Consider the following 15,478-nt stretch of genomic DNA (forward strand, 5'->3'; position numbering starts at 1 on the left):
GTAGAGGATCTTCTTGCGTTCGCGCTTCCTCAGTGCTGGCTCACCGCTTTCTGGATGTCATCCATGCTGACCTCGCGCACCGGCTGCCCCATCGACCAGTGATGCCCGAACGGGTCGCGCAGCACTCCGTACCGATCACCCCAGAACTGGTCTTCGAGCGCCGTGATGACGCCGGCTCCGGCGTCGATCGCCTGCTGGAACCGCGCGTCGACGTCGACCACAGTCAAGTGGATGGTCACCGGGGTGCCGCCCAGCGCGATCGGCGTCAGGGACTTGCCGCCCTGCATCTCCGGGAAGTCGTCGTTGAGCAGCACCGTGGAGCCGTTGATAGCCACCGCGGCGTGGATCAGTCTGCCGTCGGGGCCCGGAACCCGGCCGAGCTCAACCGCATTGAACGCGTTGACGTAGAAGTCGATGGCCGCGGCTGCGCCGTCGACGATCAGGTGCGGGGACAGCGACGGCTGAACTTCGATGGCCATGATGATCTCCTGTCGGTAGTGTCGCGCCCCCATGCAACCACCGCGCACCGACTACACCTACACCGCGGCGTGGGCGATCTCGCTCCAGCCCTCCACCGACTCCGGCGACCGCGGGTCCGGCCCGACATAGATCGCCGACGGGCGCACCAGCTTGCCGAGCTGCTTCTGCTCGAGGATGTGGGCACACCACCCGGCGGTCCGCCCGCACGTGAACATCGCCGGCATCATCTTGGCCGGCACCTCCGCGAAGTCGAGGATCACCGCGGCCCAGAACTCCACGTTGGTCTCGATCGCGCGGTCGGGGCGGCGCTCGCGCAGCTCGGCCAGCGCCGCCTGCTCCAGCGCCGCCGCCACCTCGTAGCGTGGCGCTTCGAGTCGTTTGGCCGTCGCGCGCAACACCCGCGCCCGCGGGTCTTCGGCGCGGTACACACGGTGCCCGAAGCCCATCAGCTTCTCCTTGCGGTCGAGGATTCCCTTTACCACCGTGCGCGCGTCGCCGGTGCGCTCGACCTCCTCGATCATCGGGATCACCCGGGCCGGAGCGCCGCCGTGCAGCGGCCCGCTCATCGCGCCGATCGCGCCCGACAGCGCCGCGGCGACGTCGGCGCCCGTCGAGGTGATCACCCGCGCGGTGAACGTCGACGCGTTCATCCCGTGTTCGGCGGCGGTCACCCAGTACGCGTCGATCGCCTCCACCTGCCTGGGATCCGGCTCGCCCTGCCAGCGGGTCATGAAACGCTCTGTGATCGTGGTGCATTGGTCGATGTGGCGCTGCGGCACGGCGGGCTGGTAGATGCCGCGGGCCGACTGCGCGACATAGGACAGCGCCATCACCGACGCGCGCGCCAACTGGTCGCGTGCGGTCGCGTCGTCGATGTCCAGGATCGGCGGGTAGCCCCAGATCGGTGCCAGCATCGCCAACCCGGCCTGCACGTCGACCCGCACATCGCCGGTGTGGATCGGCAGCGGAAACGGCTCGGCGGGCGGCAACCCGTGGCCGAATCTGCCGTCCACGAGCAGGGCCCACGCGTCTCCGAATGTGACGCGCCTGTCGACGAGGTCTTCGATGTCGACGCCGCGATAGCGCAGCGCGCCGCCGTCCTTGTCGGGTTCGGCGATCTCGGTTGTGAAGGCCACCACGCCTTCGAGTCCGCTGACGAAATTCTCCGGCACCGCAGTCATACGCAGATTCTCGCACCCGGGCACGCGCAACTGTCTACCGGTCGGTAACGGCCGCGGCGTAGCGTGGTGCCGGTGGTTCCGGAGGGCGGGAGACAAGCGGCTGCTGGCGGCGAGCACCTGGCCGGGATGCGGGTGGAGTACGGCTCGGTGGAGAAGGACGGCAGTCCCGACCTCGACGTCGACTGGCTCGCCGATGGCTGGGTTGCCTTGCTGCGCAAGTGGATTGACGAAGCCGAGCGTGCCGGCGTAGCCGAACCGAACGCGATGGTGCTGGCCACCGTCGACGCGGCGGGAAGGCCGGTGAGCCGCACGGTGTTGTGTAAGAGCGTGGACGAAACCGGAGTGACGTTCTTCACCAACTACGACTCCGCCAAGGGCGAAGAGCTGGCCGCGACGCCATACGCCTCGGTCACCTTCCCGTGGTATGCGCTCGGCCGGCAGGTACACGTCCGCGGTCCGGTGCGCAAGGTCAGCCCGCAAGCCACCGCGGACTACTGGTCCAAGAGGCCGCGCGGCTCCCAGCTCGGCGCGTGGGCGTCCGCGCAGTCCCGGCCGATCCGGTCCCGCGCGGCGCTGCTGGATCAGCTCGCGGAAGTCACCGCGCGGTTCGCCGGCCGCGACGAGGTGCCGGTGCCCCCCAACTGGGGCGGCTACCTGGTCGCCCCCGAGGTGGTCGAATTCTGGCAGGGCCGGGAGAACCGGGTACACAACAGGATTCGCGTGACCGGCCGGCACGTCGAACGTCTACAGCCCTGATCGCGTGAGCCTGCTCGCCGACGTCGAACCGCTGCGCACGCCCGACTTCCGTCGGCTGTGGCTGTCCGGGATCGTGACCGTCGTCGGGGCGAACCTGACGATCTTCGCGGTCCCGGTTCAGATCTATGCGTTGACGCAGAACTCGGCCTACGTGGGCCTCGCGGGGCTGTTCGCGGTGGTGCCGCTGATCGTCTTCGGGCTGTGGGGCGGCGCGTGGGCCGACGCGATGGACCGCCGGGTCCTGCTGATCATCGCCTCGTGCGGGCTGGCGCTGGCGTCGGTGCTGTTGTGGGCGCAGGCTGCGCTGGCGCTCAACGACGTCTGGGTGGTGCTGGGGCTGTTGTCGGTGCAGCAGGCGTTCTACGCGGTCAACCAGCCGACCCGCTCGGCGGCCATCCCGCGAATGCTGCCCGGCGATCAACTGCCCGCGGCCAACTCGCTGAACATGACCGTGTTCCAGTTCGGCGCGATCGTCGGGCCGCTGCTGGCGGGGGTGCTGTTGCGGTGGGTCGACCTGTCGACGCTGTATCTGATCGACATCTGATCGACGCGGCGTGCTGCCTCGCGCCGATCGGGGCGACGGTGGGGCTGTCACCGATGCCGGCGACCGGCGTCAGCCCCGGGTCGTCGCGGTGGGGTTTCGCGGCGGTGTTGGAGGGCTTCCGCTGTCTGGCCGGCAACACGGTCGTGCTGATCTCGTTCGTCGTCGACCTGATCGCGATGATCTTCGGGATGCCCAGGGCGCTGTTCCCGCAGATCACTCACCAGAGCTTCGGCGGGCCACTGCAGGGCGGCACCACGATGGCGCTGCTGGCCGCGGCCATGGCGGTCGGCGCCGTGGCGGGCGGCGTGTTCTCGGGCTGGCTGCCGCGGATCCGTCGCCAGGGCCTGGTTGTGGTGGCCGCGATCGTGGTCTGGGGTGTGGCGATGGTGGGCTTCGGGGCGGCCACAGGTTTCGCGCACGGCCGGACCGGCCCGATGCTGTCGGCGGCACTGGCGTTCCTGGCCGTCGGCGGCGCCGCCGACATGGCGTCGGCTGCCTTCCGGTCGACGATCCTGCAGCAGGCGGCCTCCGATGAACTGCGCGGCCCGCTGCAAGGCGTGTTCACCGTCGTGGTGGCCGGCGGACCCAGGCTCGCCGACGCCGTTCACGGCGCGGCCGCGGCGGCGGTCGGCACCACGGTTGCCGCGGCCGGGGGCGGCGTGCTGGTGGTGATCGGGGTGCTGATCGCCGCGTTGGCGGTGCCGGCGTTCGTCAGCTACCGGGCGGCCGGGCACCCCGTTGACGTGCATGTCAAAGGGCCGCAACTCGACAAAAGTTAGCCTCCCGCGTTTTTCGGATGTCGGCAGTTGCACCTGCATGCCACCTTGGCGCGTTAGGATTTGATGTGTGGTGGAGGGAGTCGGGGCGGCTGTTCCCGGGCTGCGGGAACGCAAGAAGCAGCGAACACGGTCCATGCTGATCGATGCCGCGATCGAGCTGTGCGACCGGCAGGGGTTTGAGCGCACCACCGTCGACCAGATCGCCGCCGTGGCCGACGTGTCACCGCGGACGTTCAGTCGGTACTTCGCCACGAAGGACGCCGTGGTGTTGGCGCTCATCGACGACCTGGTCGACGCGATCGCGGCCGAACTGAGCCGCCAGCCCGCCGGGCTGAGCGAGCTCGAGGCGCTTCGGGCCGCACACATCGACATGGTCCGGGCCAGCGCGTCCGCGCCGCCGGGCGGATTCACCGCCGAACGGCTGTTGACGACCGCGCGGATCGTGACGTCGTCACCGGCATTGCGCTTGGCGGCCGGCGAATTCCGCCGCCACGCCGTCACCGTGGCGCTCGCCGACCGGATGGGCGTCGGCCTCGACGACCGCAAGCTGCATCTGGCGATCGCGGTGTGGTCGGCCGTCATGCTGACCGCGCTCGCCGACCTCGGCCCCACCACCGACTGGCCGCACGTGACCGTAGACATGCTCGTAGCCCGCCTCGAGGACACGTTTGCCCAGTTCACCGACCTGATGACGGCCCTGCGGGTGCCCGCGTAGCAGCCCTTTCCGCCCCACGTGGGCGCGCCGGTGAAATTGCGACTACCGTTTTGTTGGCAGTCACCACGCTCTGCAGCGAAGAAGGGATCCCCGTGGCCGATAACCCCACTTCCGACGAGGTCGCCAACCTTCAATTTCCCGGGGGCGAGCTGCAACTCGACATCGTGCCCGCCACCGAGGGCGCCGACGGGATCGACCTGGATTCTCTGCTGGCCAAGTCCGGCTACACGACGTTCGACCCGGGCTTCGTCAACACCTCCCCGACGAAGAGCGCGATCACCTACATCGACGGCGACGCCGGGATCCTTCGGTACCGCGGATACCCGATCGAGCAGCTGGCCGAGAAGTCGACCTTCATCGAGGTCAGCTACCTGCTGATCTACGGCGAGCTGCCCACCGGGGAGCAGTTGGACAGGTTCACCACCCAGATTCAGCGCCACACCCTGCTGCACGAGGACCTGAAGCGGTTCTTCGACGGCTTCCCGCGCAACGCCCATCCGATGCCGGTGCTGTCCAGCGCGGTCAACGCGTTGTCGGCCTACTACCAGGACTCGCTCGACCCGATGGACACCGAGCAGGTCGAGCTGTCCACCATCCGGCTGCTGGCCAAGCTGCCCACCATCGCCGCCTACGCCTACAAGAAGTCCGTCGGCCAGCCGTTCCTCTACCCCGACAACTCGCTGACGTTGGTGGAGAACTTCCTTCGCATGACGTTCGGGTTCCCCGCCGAGCCCTACCAGGTCGACCCGGAGATCGTCCGGGCCCTGGACATGCTGTTCATCCTGCACGCCGACCACGAACAGAACTGCTCGACCTCGACGGTGCGCCTGGTCGGCTCGTCGCAGGCCAACCTGTTCACCTCCATTTCCGGCGGCATCAACGCGCTGTGGGGTCCACTGCACGGCGGCGCCAACCAGGCGGTGCTCGAGATGCTCGAGCGGATCCGCAACGAGGGCGGCGACGTCCGCGAGTTCGTCCGCAAGGTCAAGGACCGCGAGGAGGGCGTGAAGCTGATGGGCTTCGGCCACCGCGTCTACAAGAACTACGACCCGCGGGCGCGCATCGTCAAAGAACAGGCCGACAAGATCCTCGGCAAGCTCGGCGGTGACGACGACCTGCTGGACATCGGCAAGGCGCTCGAAGAGGTGGCCCTCACCGACGACTTCTTCATCGAGCGCAAGCTCTACCCGAACGTCGACTTCTATACCGGTGTGATCTACCGCGCGATGGGCTTCCCCACGCGGATGTTCACGGTGCTGTTCGCGTTGGGCCGCCTGCCCGGCTGGATCGCCCACTGGCGGGAGATGCACGACGAGGGCCCCACCAAGATCGGCCGGCCACGCCAGATCTACACCGGCTACGGCGAACGCGACTACACCCCGGTCGACGGGCGCTGACCAGCGGCTTCGCTGGGTGCGACGCATCTCACCCCGGGCGTCGCTCGACGCGCTGAAGGTTGTAGTTTCACAATCGTTGTATGGCCATGCTCAGCCGGCGCCGCAAGGTGATCATCCTGACCTCCTGCTGCCTGAGCCTGCTGATCGTGTCGATGGACGCGACCATCGTCAACGTCGCGATCCCGTCGATCCGCACCGAGCTCGGCGCGTCGGCGTCGCAGCTGCAGTGGGTGATCGACATCTACACGCTGGTGCTCGCGTCGCTGCTGCTGCTGTCCGGTGCCACCGCGGACCGCTTCGGCCGTCGCCGCGTGTTCCAGATCGGCCTGACGATCTTCGCGGCCGGCTCGTTGCTGTGCAGCCTGGCGCCCAACATTCACACCCTGATTGCGGCGCGGTTCGTTCAGGCCATCGGCGGGTCGATGCTCAACCCGGTCGCCATGTCGATCATCACCCAGGTGTTCACCGGCCGGGTGGAACGCGCACGCGCGGTCGGGATCTGGGGCGCGGTCGTTGGCATCTCGATGGCGCTGGGACCGATTGTCGGCGGGGCGCTGATCGAGTTCGTCGGCTGGCGGTCGGTGTTTTGGATCAACCTGCCGATCTGCGCCGCGGCGATCCTGCTGACCGCGATCTTCGTCCCGGAGTCGCGCTCGACGACGATGCGTGACATCGACCCCGTTGGCCAGGGCCTCGCGGTGACGTTCCTGTTCTCCGTCGTGTTCGTGCTGATCCAGGGCCGGGAGATGGGCGCGACGTCGGCACCGACCCTGCTGATATCGGCGATCGCGGTGGCCGCGTTCGCGGCTTTCCTCCGCTACGAGTTACGCCGCCGCGACCCGTTCATCGATCTGCGGTTCTTCCGCAGCATCCCATTCGCGTCGGCCACGATGATCGCGGTGTGCGCATTCGCCGTTTACGGCGCGTTCCTGTTCATGATGTCGCTGTATCTGCAGGGGGAGCGGCATTATTCGGCGGTGCACACGGGCTTGCTGTATCTGCCGATCGCCGGATCGTCGCTGCTGTTTTCGCCGCTGTCCGGGCGGCTGGTGGGTCGCTTCGGCGCCCGGCCGTCGCTGTTGGTCGCCGGGGTCATGATCACCACGGCGACGCTGCTGTTGACGCGGCTGAACGCGGCGACGCATGTTTCGGCGCTGATCGGCATGTTCGCGGTGTTCGGGATCGGTTTCGCGATGGTCAACGCGCCGATCACCACCGCGGCCGTCAGCGGGATGCCGACCGACCGTGCCGGGGCGGCGTCGGCCGTCGCCTCCACCAGCCGCCAGGTGGGCGTGAGCATCGGCGTGGCGCTGTGCGGGTCTCTGGCCGGCGCTGCGCTGACCGAGACCGGCACCGACTTCGCGGCCGCCTCGCGGCCGCTGTGGTTTGTCGCCGCGGCGCTCGGCGTCGTCATCACCGCACTGGCCATCGTGTCGACGTCGAGCCCGGCGATCCGGTCCGCCGAGCGGGTGGCTCCGCTGATCGCCGGGCCCGGGCATCTGGCGGGCAGCCCCCGTGCCGCGTAACGTGCTGGCCGACCAGGTGTGGCGCCAGCTGTCGAGGCTCGTCATGGACAACAAGGACACCTGGCGGCGTGCCGTCGTGGAGCGGACCGGGTTGCCGTTCAGCAGGATTCGCATTCTGCGGCGGCTGGCGGTGCGGGCCATGACGGTGAAGCAGATCGCCGAGGCGGCGGCGATGGACGCGCCCGCGGCCACCGTCGCGGTCACCGACCTCGAGCAGCGGGGCCTGGTGCTGCGCCGCGTCAATCCGGAGAACCGGCGATGCAAGCTGGTGTCGCTGACCGACGCCGGGCGTGAGGTGGTGGCGTCGGTGGAGGCCGTCGACGACCCGGCGCCCGCCCCGCTGGCGGCGCTTGGCGAGCCTGAGCTCAGAGCCCTGCGGGGCCTGATCGACCGGCTTGCCACCGGCAACTGACGAACGTCGACCTCACCACACCCGCGACCGTGAACACACTGCGAAAATCCCCCCGGAATCTCGCGGCAGTTTCACGCTCGCAGGTGTCACGCTCGCGAACCGTGCGCTAACTTTCCAGCACCGCCATCGCCGCGTTGTGCCCGCCGATGCCCGACACCCCGCCTCCGCGGCGAGAGCCCGAGCCGCACAGCATGATCCGATCGTGAGGGGTGGCCACCCCCCACCGGCGGGCCGGGGTGTCGAGCGCATCGTCGTCCTCGGCGAACGGCCATCGCAGCCCGCCGTGGAAGATGTTGCCCGCGGTCATGCCGAGCGTGCGCTCCAGATCGAAGGTCGTCTGCACCTCCACGCAGTCGCGGCCCGCGGCATCGGCCATCAGCACGTCCGCAACAGGCTCGGCGAGCACGGAATCAAGCGACGCCATCACCGCGTCGAGCAGCCGCTCCCGCAAGCCGTGCTCGTCCAGCAGGCCGTGCGGAGTGTGCAACCCGAAAACCGTCAGCGTCTGCGCGCCCGACGCCCGCAGGGGCCCGGACAGGATGCTCGGGTCGGTCAGCGAGTGGCAATAGATTTCGCACGGCAGCGGATCGGGCACCTCGCCGCGGGCCGCCTGACGATACGCCGCCTCGAGCTGGCCGAAGCCCTCGTTGACGTGGAAGGTGCCGCCGAACGCCTGCTCTGCGGTCACGCCGCTGTCCTGCAGCCGCGGCAGCCGGCGCAGCATCAGGTTCACCTTCACCTGCGACCCCGGCGCCGACGCGGGTACCCGATCGCCCACCAGCTTCGCCAACTCCGCCGGGGCGACACCGGCAAGCAGGAACCTGCCGTGCGCCCGGCGCTCGTCGCCGAACACCCGGTAGCGCACCTCGCCGTCCGGGTCGATCCCGAAAACATCGGCATCCGTGATGATTTCGGCGCCGTACTGCACGGCCACCCCGGACAGCGCGGTCGTCACCGCTCCCATCCCGCCGACCGGCACATCCCAGTCGCCGGTGCCGCCACCGAGCACGTGGTAGAGGAAGCACGCGTTCTGCCGCAGCGACTCGTCGTCGGCGCGGGCGAACGTGCCGATCAGCGCGTCGGTGGCCATCACGCCCCGGACGAGATCATGCGACACCGCAGCGGTGATCGCGTGCCCGATCGGCTCGTCGATCATGAGCCGCCACGCTGCGTCGTCACCCACCCGGCTGCGGGCCGCGCTGCGCGTGGGCAGCGGCTCGGTCAGCGTCGGCCACAACGACGCGGTGACCCGCCGGCACCTGCGGTAGAAGTCGGCGAACCCGGGCTCGTCGGCATCGGCGCCGATCGCGGCGAAATTGGTGTGCGGGCCGATCAGCAGCCCGCGCCGGCCGTGACGGGAGGGATCGGGTGTGTACGACGCGTAGCGGCGCCGCGCCAGGCGGACCGGTGCCCCGAGCTCGTCGACGATGCGCACCGGCAACAGGCTGACCAGATACGAGTAGCGCGACAGCCGTGCGTCGACGCCGTCGAACGGCTGCGCCGACACCGCCGCCCCGCCGGCCTCCCCGAGCCGCTCCAGCACCAGCACCCGCTTGCCGGCGCGACCCAGGTACGCGGCGGCCACCAGCCCGTTGTGACCACCGCCGACCACGATGGCGTCGTAGCCCACGCCGTCAGTTCAGGTAGCCCTCGACCTCGTCGCGAGGCCGTACGTGGGCTTGGCTCGGATCGCCACCGGTCTCCCGCAACGCGCGGCGCTGCCGCAGCAGGTCCCAGCACTGATCCAGCTCGGTCTCGATCGCGTGGAGGCGCCGATGCTCCTCCGACGGGTCGACCTCGCCGTGCAGGAGCTTCCCGCGTAGCTGCTTCTCCTCGGAAACGAGCTGTTTGATCCGCTCGAGGGTGTGTTCGTCCTCTGCCACCCCTCCAGTCTGCCCGAGCGACGGCGAACCGCTGGAACGGCGTCCCGTTCTCCCACCACGGCGTCCCGGCAGCAGCAGCCGCGCGCCGCCGAGCGGGCTGGCCTCCAATGACGCCGTGCCGCCCGCGACCACACATTCATTGCGTGCGCAGGACGAAACCGACGCCGCGCACGGTGTGCAGCAGTCGGGGGGCGCCGCCTGCCTCCAGCTTGCGGCGCAGATAACCGATGAAGACGTCGACGACGTTGGTGTCGGCGGCGAAGTCGTAGCCCCACACCAGTTCCAGCAGTTGGGCCCGCGAGAGCACCGCGGTCTTGTGTTCGGCGAGCACCGCGAGCAGATCGAACTCGCGCTTGGTCAGGTCGACGTCGACGCCGTTGACCCGGGCCCGGCGGCCCGGGATGTCGACCTCCAGCGGGCCGACCTGGATGGTTTCCGACGAGAACGTCGCCGTCGACCCGCGCCGGCGCAGCAGCGCGCGCACCCGCGCCACCAGCTCGGCCAGCACGAACGGCTTCACCAGGTAGTCGTCGGCGCCGGCCTCCAGCCCGGCGACCCGGTCGTCGACCGAGCTGCGGGCCGACAGCACGCACACCGGCACGTCGTTGTCCATCGCACGCAACGCGGTCACCACGCTGACGCCGTCGAGCACCGGCATGTTGATGTCGAGCACGATCGCGTCTGGCCGCGTCTCCGTCGCGCTGCGCAGCGCCTCGGCGCCGTCCTTGGCGGTCGCCACGTCGAAACCGGACAGCCGCAGCCCGCGCTCCAGCGACGCGAGCACGTCGTCGTCATCATCGACCACGAGCACCCGGGGTGCGGCCGCACTACTGTCCATGCGCACATTTTGCCTGATCGCGGGGCCCGAACGCGGGAAGCTGTTTGACCTGAACCCCTGTTGGGGTTTTACGGTGGGGTCGATGAGCATCGAATCGGTAGCCAGGCACACCCTGTATCGCCAGGTGCACGCGCGCGGCGGCACCCTGCGCTCACTTGCCGACCGCAAGCTGGTTGGCCGCATCTGGCGGTTCGCGAGCCGCCATCACCGCAGGCTGGCGGGTTTTGTCGCGGTCAGCTGCATCAGCGCGCTGCCGACGGTGGCGACCCCGATGCTCGCCGGCAAGGTCGTCAACGCGATCGTGCACGGCGGGCCGCCGGCCACCGTGGTGTTGCTGGCGCTGGTCATCGCCGCGGTGGCCCTGGCCGAGGCCGCCGTGTCGCTGATCACCAGGTGGCTGTCCTCGACGATCGGCGAGGGCCTGATCCTCGACCTGCGCACCGCCGTGTTCGACCACGTGCAGCGGATGCCTGTCGCGTTCTTCACCCGCACCCGCACCGGCGCGCTGGTCAGTCGGCTCGGCAACGACGTGATCGGCGCCCAGCGGGCGTTCTCCGACACGCTCTCGGGCGTGGTGTCCAACGCGGTGACGCTGGCCCTGACGTTGGCGGTGATGATCGGAATCTCATGGCAGGTCACGGCGATCTCCCTGCTGCTGATGCCCGTGTTCGTGGTGCCGGCCCGCCGGATCGGCGCGGTGATGGCGACGTTGAGCCGCGAGAGCGCGGTCTACAACGCGACGATGAGCACCCAGATGACAGAACGGTTTTCGGCGCCCGGCGCCACGCTGGTCAAGCTGTTCGGCAGCCCGGCCCGTGAGTCGGCCGAGTTTGCCCGGCGGGCCGGCCGGGTGCGCGACATCGGCGTCAAGTCCTCGATGCTGCAGTCGGCGTTCATGAATTCGCTGACGTTGATGTCGGCGTTGGCGCTGGCGCTGGTGTACGGGCTCGGCGGTGTGCTGGCCATCGGCGGGCACCTGCAGGCCGGGGCGATCGTGTCGCTCGCGCTGCTGCTGACCCGGCTCTACGCCCCACTGACCGCGCTCGCCAACGCGCACGTCGAAATCGCCAGTGCGCTGGTCAGTTTCGAGCGCGTTTTCGAGGTGCTTGATTTGGTGCCGTTGATCAACGAACGCCCGGGTGCCGTCGCGGTGCCCGACGGGCCGGTGTCGGTGCAGTTTGATGACGTGCGGTTCGGCTATCCGCCGGCGGACAAGGTGTCACTGGCGTCGCTGGAAGAAGTCGCGGTGCTCGACGACCGCGGGGGAGACGAAGTGCTGCATGGCATCTCGTTCACCGCCGGGCCGGGACAGATGGTCGCGCTGGTCGGCTCGTCTGGTGCGGGCAAGTCGACGATCGCGTCGCTGCTGGCGCGTCTCTACGACGTCGATTCCGGTGCGGTGCGGCTGTCGGGGGTCGACGTGCGGGACCTGACGACCGCGTCGCTGCGCGAGACGGTCGGCATGGTCACCCAGGACGGCCACCTGTTCCACGAGTCGATCCGCGCCAATCTGCAGTTGGCCGCGCCCGACGCCACCGACGAGCAGCTCGCGCAGGCGCTGGAGCGCGCGCGGCTGCTTCTCGGCCGCTCGCGGGTGGTGGTCCTCGATGAGGCGACGGCATCGCTGGACTCCACGTCGGAGGCGGCCGTGCAGCAGGCCCTCGGCGAGGCGCTGGCCGGGCGCACGTCGATCGTCATCGCCCACCGGCTCTCGACCGTGCGGGCAGCCGACGTGATTCTCGTCGTCGAGGATGGCCGCATCGTCGAGCGCGGCACCCATGAGCAACTGCTGGCCCGCGGCGGACGCTACGCCGAGTTGTACGTCACGCAGTTCGGCGAGGACGCCGCCGCCGCCTGACGCCCGTCCGCGGGTCAGTACGCTGGCCGGTGTGCGGCGAAACGTTCTCGCAGCGGCTTGTGTCGTAACGCTTCTCGGCGGGTGCGCTTCGTCGCCGAGCGACGGTCCAGCTCCCAGCGGGTCTGCGCCGGCCACCCCGGAGCAGGCGTGCGGCCAGGGTTGGCCCCGGTCGGTGCCAGATGTCAAGGGCCAGCTGATGGGTCAGGCCCTCGACGGGTCGCTGTTCTGCTTCAACCTGGCGAAGGCCGCGGCGCCCGACGGGCACGACGTGCTGCACGACGTCTTCGGCCAGGCGCCGAACTATCGCATCACGTCGGTCTCCCCGTCGACGGGTACGTCGATCGGCCGCGCTGGCGCGGTGACGGTTCAGGTTGTCCCCGTTGACCAATCGGAGCCGCCCGCCTTCCGGCCCTGCGACTGGGTCACCACCGATGAAGCTGCGAAATTCCTGGGCGCCCAACCCGTGACAACGATGTCGGTCGGTGATCTGGCCGGCTCGGTGGATCAGATGTGCGACTACAGCGCGTCGGATCAGATGGTGATATCGCAGCTGCAGCTCCCGGGAAGCTTGCCGGTCGACGCGTCCACCGCGTTCGCGATGACGACGGCGCAGGGTGGCGGCAGCGATGTGGGCGGCCTGCCCGGCCGCGCCTATTGCACGCGCTCGGCGTCGGGCAATGCCGACAGCCCGGCGATGCTGGTCGTGCTGCTCAGCAACGATCGGTTGTACCGGGCGACGGAAGACAACTGCGATGTCCTCAAACAGTTCGCGCAGGCCGCCATTCCCCGGATCGGTGCGTAGTCAGCGGTAGACGAGCCCGGTGAGCCGCCACGCCAACCCCCTGCGCACCGCCGGGATGTGGGCGGGGCGCTATGCCTCGATTTCGCCGGCGATCCGTCGCTCGATGCTGGCCCGCGTGGTCGCGGGCAACACGATCAGCCCGTCGAGTTCCCTGCGCGCCTTGGTGTACGCACTCTGGCGCTCCTGCGGGGTGGCCGCGGAGTCCGACGCCAGCCGCATCAGGTGCTGGGCACGCTCCAGGCGCTGCTGATCCACCGAGGAGAAGCCGCTGCGGCGTTTGCGGATGGCCTCGGCTTCGGCCACCTCGAACGCGCTCACATAGTCGTGGACCGCGTCGCGGTACTCGAGTTGTGCATCCCGGTCGCCGAGCAGATCCTCGACCTTGTCCGGCCGCAGCAGGTCTGCCCGCCGCTTGGCCTTGTGGAACGCGATCGTCAGCGGCTCGCGCATGTCGGTCATCATCGGGAAGTCGAGCAGCTTGGCGATGTCCATCTCGTACGAAAACCAACGCTCATCGGTCTGGTTGTGCTCGCCGAGAACCCGCGTCATCTCCCGCTTGTAGGTGGCTTCGTTGTCGCGCGCACGGCCCGACGCCTGCGCGGCCGCGATCTTGGCCTGTTGCTTGAGGCGGTAACGCTCGAGCCGGCGCTCGGCCCGCCTCTCGTTGGCCGCGGCGATCGTCCTGACCGCGCCGCCGATCGCCCCGCCGAGCGGGAAGATCAGCCACCAGAAATTCCCCGCAAAATGAAGCAGAGAGTCCACCACGCCAGAATGCCACCATCGAGCCGGTCATGACTTCCTTCCCAGCCCCAGCCGGCGGTAGCGCGCCCGCCGGTGAGCGTAGCGCTGCCGCCCCGGCACCTGCGTCAGCTCGTGCAGCTCACGGCCGATGGCGCAGGACAGTCGCTTCGAGAACTCGACCGGCTCGTCGGCGGCGTCGGGCCGTTCGGCGACGATCTCGTCGACGATGCCGCGGCGCAACAAGTCGGCCGACCGGATGCCCTGTGCCTCCGCCAGTTCCGGCGCGTGGGCGGTGTCGCGGTAGACGATCGCCGACGCGCCCTCCGGAGGCAGCGGCGCCAGCCAGCCGTGCAGCGCGGCAAGCACGCGATCGGCGGGAACCAACCCCAGCGCGGGCCCGCCGCTGCCCTGCCCGAGCAGCACCGACACCGTCGCGGTGTCCAGGGTCACCAGGTCGGCCAGGCAGCGGGCGATCTCGCCCGCCAAGCCGCCCTGCTCGGCGTCGGCCGACAGCGCGGGGCCCGCGGTGTCGATCACCAGCACCAGCGGCAGCTGGAGCCCCGCGGCCAGCGCCATGCCGCGGCGCGCCTCGCGAAGCGCGGCAGGCCCCACCGCGCCGCCGACCACGCGTTGCTGGCCGAGCACGACGGCCGGCTGGCCCCGGAACCGGGCCAGCGCCAACAGCGTGGTCGCCGCCTCGCCCTGACCGGTGCCCGACAGCAGCACCCGTTCGGTCGCGCCGTGGCGGAGCAGCTGGCCGACGCCCGGCCGGTCCGATCGCCGCGACGCGATGACCGAGTCCCATGCGGGCACGTCGGGTATCGGTCCGGTGTCGGCGACCTCGGGCGCCGGACCCGGCGGGTCGACGAGCACCTTCAGCACGCGTTCGAGGGTGCGGCGCAGCCACTTCAGCGGCACCACGCCGTCGATCACGCCGTGCCGCTGCAGGTTCTCGGCGGTCTGGATGCCCGGCGGGAACGGCTCGCCGTAGAGCTGCTCGTAGACCCGGGGACCGAGGAACCCGACGAGCGCGCCGGGCTCGGCGATCGTCACGTGGCCCAGCGATCCCCACGACGCGAACACCCCGCCGGTGGTGGGGTGACGCAGATAGACCAGGTACGGCAGATGCGCGCGTTTGTGCAGTTCCACCGCGGCGGCGATCTTGACCATCTGCAGGAACGCGACGGTGCCCTCCTGCATCCGGGTGCCGCCCGAACTCGGCGAGGCCAACAGGGGCAGCTGCTCCGCGGTGGCCCGCTCGACGGCCGCCGTGATCCGCTCCGCCGCCGCGACTCCGATCGACCCCGCCAGGAAGTCGAACTCCGATGCGATCACCGCCACACGACGCCCGTGGACGCGGCCCTCCCCGGTCACCACGGACTCGTCGAGCCCGGTGGCCTCGCGCGCCGCGGCCAGCTCGCGGGCGTACCCGGGCCCGGCGGCTACCGCGAGCGGGGTGGTGTCCCAGCTGGCGAACGATCCAGGGTCGAGCACCGCGTCGCGCAGCTCAGACGCCCGGATCCGGCTCACGGCGCAAGGCTATCCGCCTTCGCGTCCGCGGTGCTT

The 15,478-nt window shown here is 69.8% G+C and carries 14 protein-coding genes and 1 pseudogene; 8 read left to right on the plus strand and 7 right to left on the minus strand.

Annotated features, from left to right (window positions below; translation table 11 throughout):
• Positions 1-29: 29 nt before the first annotated feature.
• Entirely contained in the window at positions 30-479 is a 450-nt protein-coding gene (locus VKG81_RS17310) for a VOC family protein (RefSeq protein ID WP_324397776.1), read from the minus strand.
• A 57-nt stretch (positions 480-536) separates the two neighbouring features.
• Positions 537-1,661, minus strand: a complete 1,125-nt coding sequence (locus VKG81_RS17315) for a citrate synthase 2 (RefSeq protein ID WP_324397777.1) — start codon at positions 1,659-1,661, stop codon at positions 537-539.
• A 126-nt stretch (positions 1,662-1,787) separates the two neighbouring features.
• On the opposite strand from VKG81_RS17315, the gene pdxH reads away from it, so the two are divergent.
• The 6 genes and pseudogenes from pdxH (at position 1,788) to VKG81_RS17345 (ending at position 7,790) form a co-directional block, all read left to right on the plus strand.
• Positions 1,788-2,417, plus strand: a complete 630-nt coding sequence (gene pdxH / locus VKG81_RS17320; protein WP_324397801.1) for a pyridoxamine 5'-phosphate oxidase — start codon at positions 1,788-1,790, stop codon at positions 2,415-2,417.
• Between the two features lie 4 nt (positions 2,418-2,421).
• Positions 2,422-3,740, plus strand: a pseudogene (locus VKG81_RS17325) (MFS transporter).
• Between the two features lie 67 nt (positions 3,741-3,807).
• Positions 3,808-4,455: a TetR/AcrR family transcriptional regulator gene (locus tag VKG81_RS17330; RefSeq protein WP_324397778.1), complete on the plus strand. Its 648-nt coding sequence runs from the start codon at positions 3,808-3,810 to the stop codon at positions 4,453-4,455.
• A gap of 92 nt (positions 4,456-4,547) precedes the next feature.
• Positions 4,548-5,852 (plus strand): citrate synthase, encoded by a 1,305-nt coding sequence (locus VKG81_RS17335; RefSeq protein WP_324397779.1) that lies wholly within the window; start codon positions 4,548-4,550, stop codon positions 5,850-5,852.
• Positions 5,853-5,932: 80 nt separating this feature from the next.
• The gene (locus VKG81_RS17340; RefSeq protein WP_324397780.1) at positions 5,933-7,378 is read left to right on the plus strand and encodes an MFS transporter; all 1,446 of its coding nucleotides are present in this window, start codon (positions 5,933-5,935) and stop codon (positions 7,376-7,378) included.
• 43 nt (positions 7,379-7,421) lie between these two features.
• Positions 7,422-7,790: a MarR family winged helix-turn-helix transcriptional regulator gene (locus VKG81_RS17345; RefSeq protein ID WP_324397802.1), complete on the plus strand. Its 369-nt coding sequence runs from the start codon at positions 7,422-7,424 to the stop codon at positions 7,788-7,790.
• A 106-nt stretch (positions 7,791-7,896) separates the two neighbouring features.
• On the opposite strand, the gene VKG81_RS17350 is transcribed toward VKG81_RS17345, so the two are convergent.
• The 3 genes from VKG81_RS17350 to VKG81_RS17360 all read right to left on the minus strand — a co-directional run bounded on the left by VKG81_RS17350 (position 7,897) and on the right by VKG81_RS17360 (position 10,511).
• Complete coding sequence (locus VKG81_RS17350) at positions 7,897-9,420, minus strand: NAD(P)/FAD-dependent oxidoreductase (protein WP_324397781.1); 1,524 nt, start codon at positions 9,418-9,420, stop codon at positions 7,897-7,899.
• Between the two features lie 4 nt (positions 9,421-9,424).
• On the minus strand, positions 9,425-9,673 hold the full coding sequence (locus tag VKG81_RS17355) for a DUF2630 family protein (RefSeq protein WP_324397782.1): 249 nt from the start codon (positions 9,671-9,673) through the stop codon (positions 9,425-9,427).
• Between the two features lie 136 nt (positions 9,674-9,809).
• A complete protein-coding gene (locus VKG81_RS17360; protein ID WP_324397783.1) occupies positions 9,810-10,511 on the minus strand; it encodes a response regulator transcription factor in 702 nt (233 codons plus the stop codon).
• A gap of 82 nt (positions 10,512-10,593) precedes the next feature.
• Here VKG81_RS17360 and VKG81_RS17365 point away from each other — a divergent pair, with 82 nt between their 5' ends.
• On the plus strand, positions 10,594-12,369 hold the full coding sequence (locus tag VKG81_RS17365) for an ABC transporter ATP-binding protein (RefSeq protein ID WP_324397784.1): 1,776 nt from the start codon (positions 10,594-10,596) through the stop codon (positions 12,367-12,369).
• A gap of 172 nt (positions 12,370-12,541) precedes the next feature.
• Positions 12,542-13,171 carry a hypothetical protein gene (locus VKG81_RS17370; RefSeq protein ID WP_324397785.1) on the plus strand — a complete coding sequence of 210 codons (630 nt, stop codon included), beginning with the start codon at positions 12,542-12,544 and terminating at the stop codon, positions 13,169-13,171.
• 69 nt (positions 13,172-13,240) lie between these two features.
• On the opposite strand, the gene VKG81_RS17375 is transcribed toward VKG81_RS17370, so the two are convergent.
• Together VKG81_RS17375 and VKG81_RS17380 are read right to left on the minus strand one after the other, a co-directional pair.
• Positions 13,241-13,933: a hypothetical protein gene (locus tag VKG81_RS17375; RefSeq protein ID WP_324397786.1), complete on the minus strand. Its 693-nt coding sequence runs from the start codon at positions 13,931-13,933 to the stop codon at positions 13,241-13,243.
• Positions 13,934-13,960: 27 nt separating this feature from the next.
• The gene (locus VKG81_RS17380; protein ID WP_324397787.1) at positions 13,961-15,442 is read right to left on the minus strand and encodes a carboxyl transferase domain-containing protein; all 1,482 of its coding nucleotides are present in this window, start codon (positions 15,440-15,442) and stop codon (positions 13,961-13,963) included.
• Between the last annotated feature and the right edge of the window lie 36 nt (positions 15,443-15,478).

It is taken from the genome of Mycobacterium sp. (genome assembly GCF_035314905.1).
In the GTDB taxonomy this organism is placed as follows: Bacteria; Actinomycetota; Actinomycetes; order Mycobacteriales; family Mycobacteriaceae; genus Mycobacterium.

Excerpts from the sequence above, each read along its gene's own strand:
- pdxH (WP_324397801.1), top strand. The coding sequence starts at position 1,788 with ATGCGGGTGGAGTACGGCTCGGTGGAGAAGGACGGCAGTCCCGACCTC.
- VKG81_RS17315 (WP_324397777.1), bottom strand. The coding sequence starts at position 1,661 with ATGACTGCGGTGCCGGAGAATTTCGTCAGCGGACTCGAAGGCGTGGTG.
- VKG81_RS17340 (WP_324397780.1), top strand. The coding sequence starts at position 5,933 with ATGGCCATGCTCAGCCGGCGCCGCAAGGTGATCATCCTGACCTCCTGC.
- VKG81_RS17360 (WP_324397783.1), bottom strand. The coding sequence starts at position 10,511 with ATGGACAGTAGTGCGGCCGCACCCCGGGTGCTCGTGGTCGATGATGAC.
- VKG81_RS17345 (WP_324397802.1), top strand. The coding sequence starts at position 7,422 with ATGGACAACAAGGACACCTGGCGGCGTGCCGTCGTGGAGCGGACCGGG.
- VKG81_RS17365 (WP_324397784.1), top strand. The coding sequence starts at position 10,594 with ATGAGCATCGAATCGGTAGCCAGGCACACCCTGTATCGCCAGGTGCAC.
- VKG81_RS17310 (WP_324397776.1), bottom strand. The coding sequence starts at position 479 with ATGGCCATCGAAGTTCAGCCGTCGCTGTCCCCGCACCTGATCGTCGAC.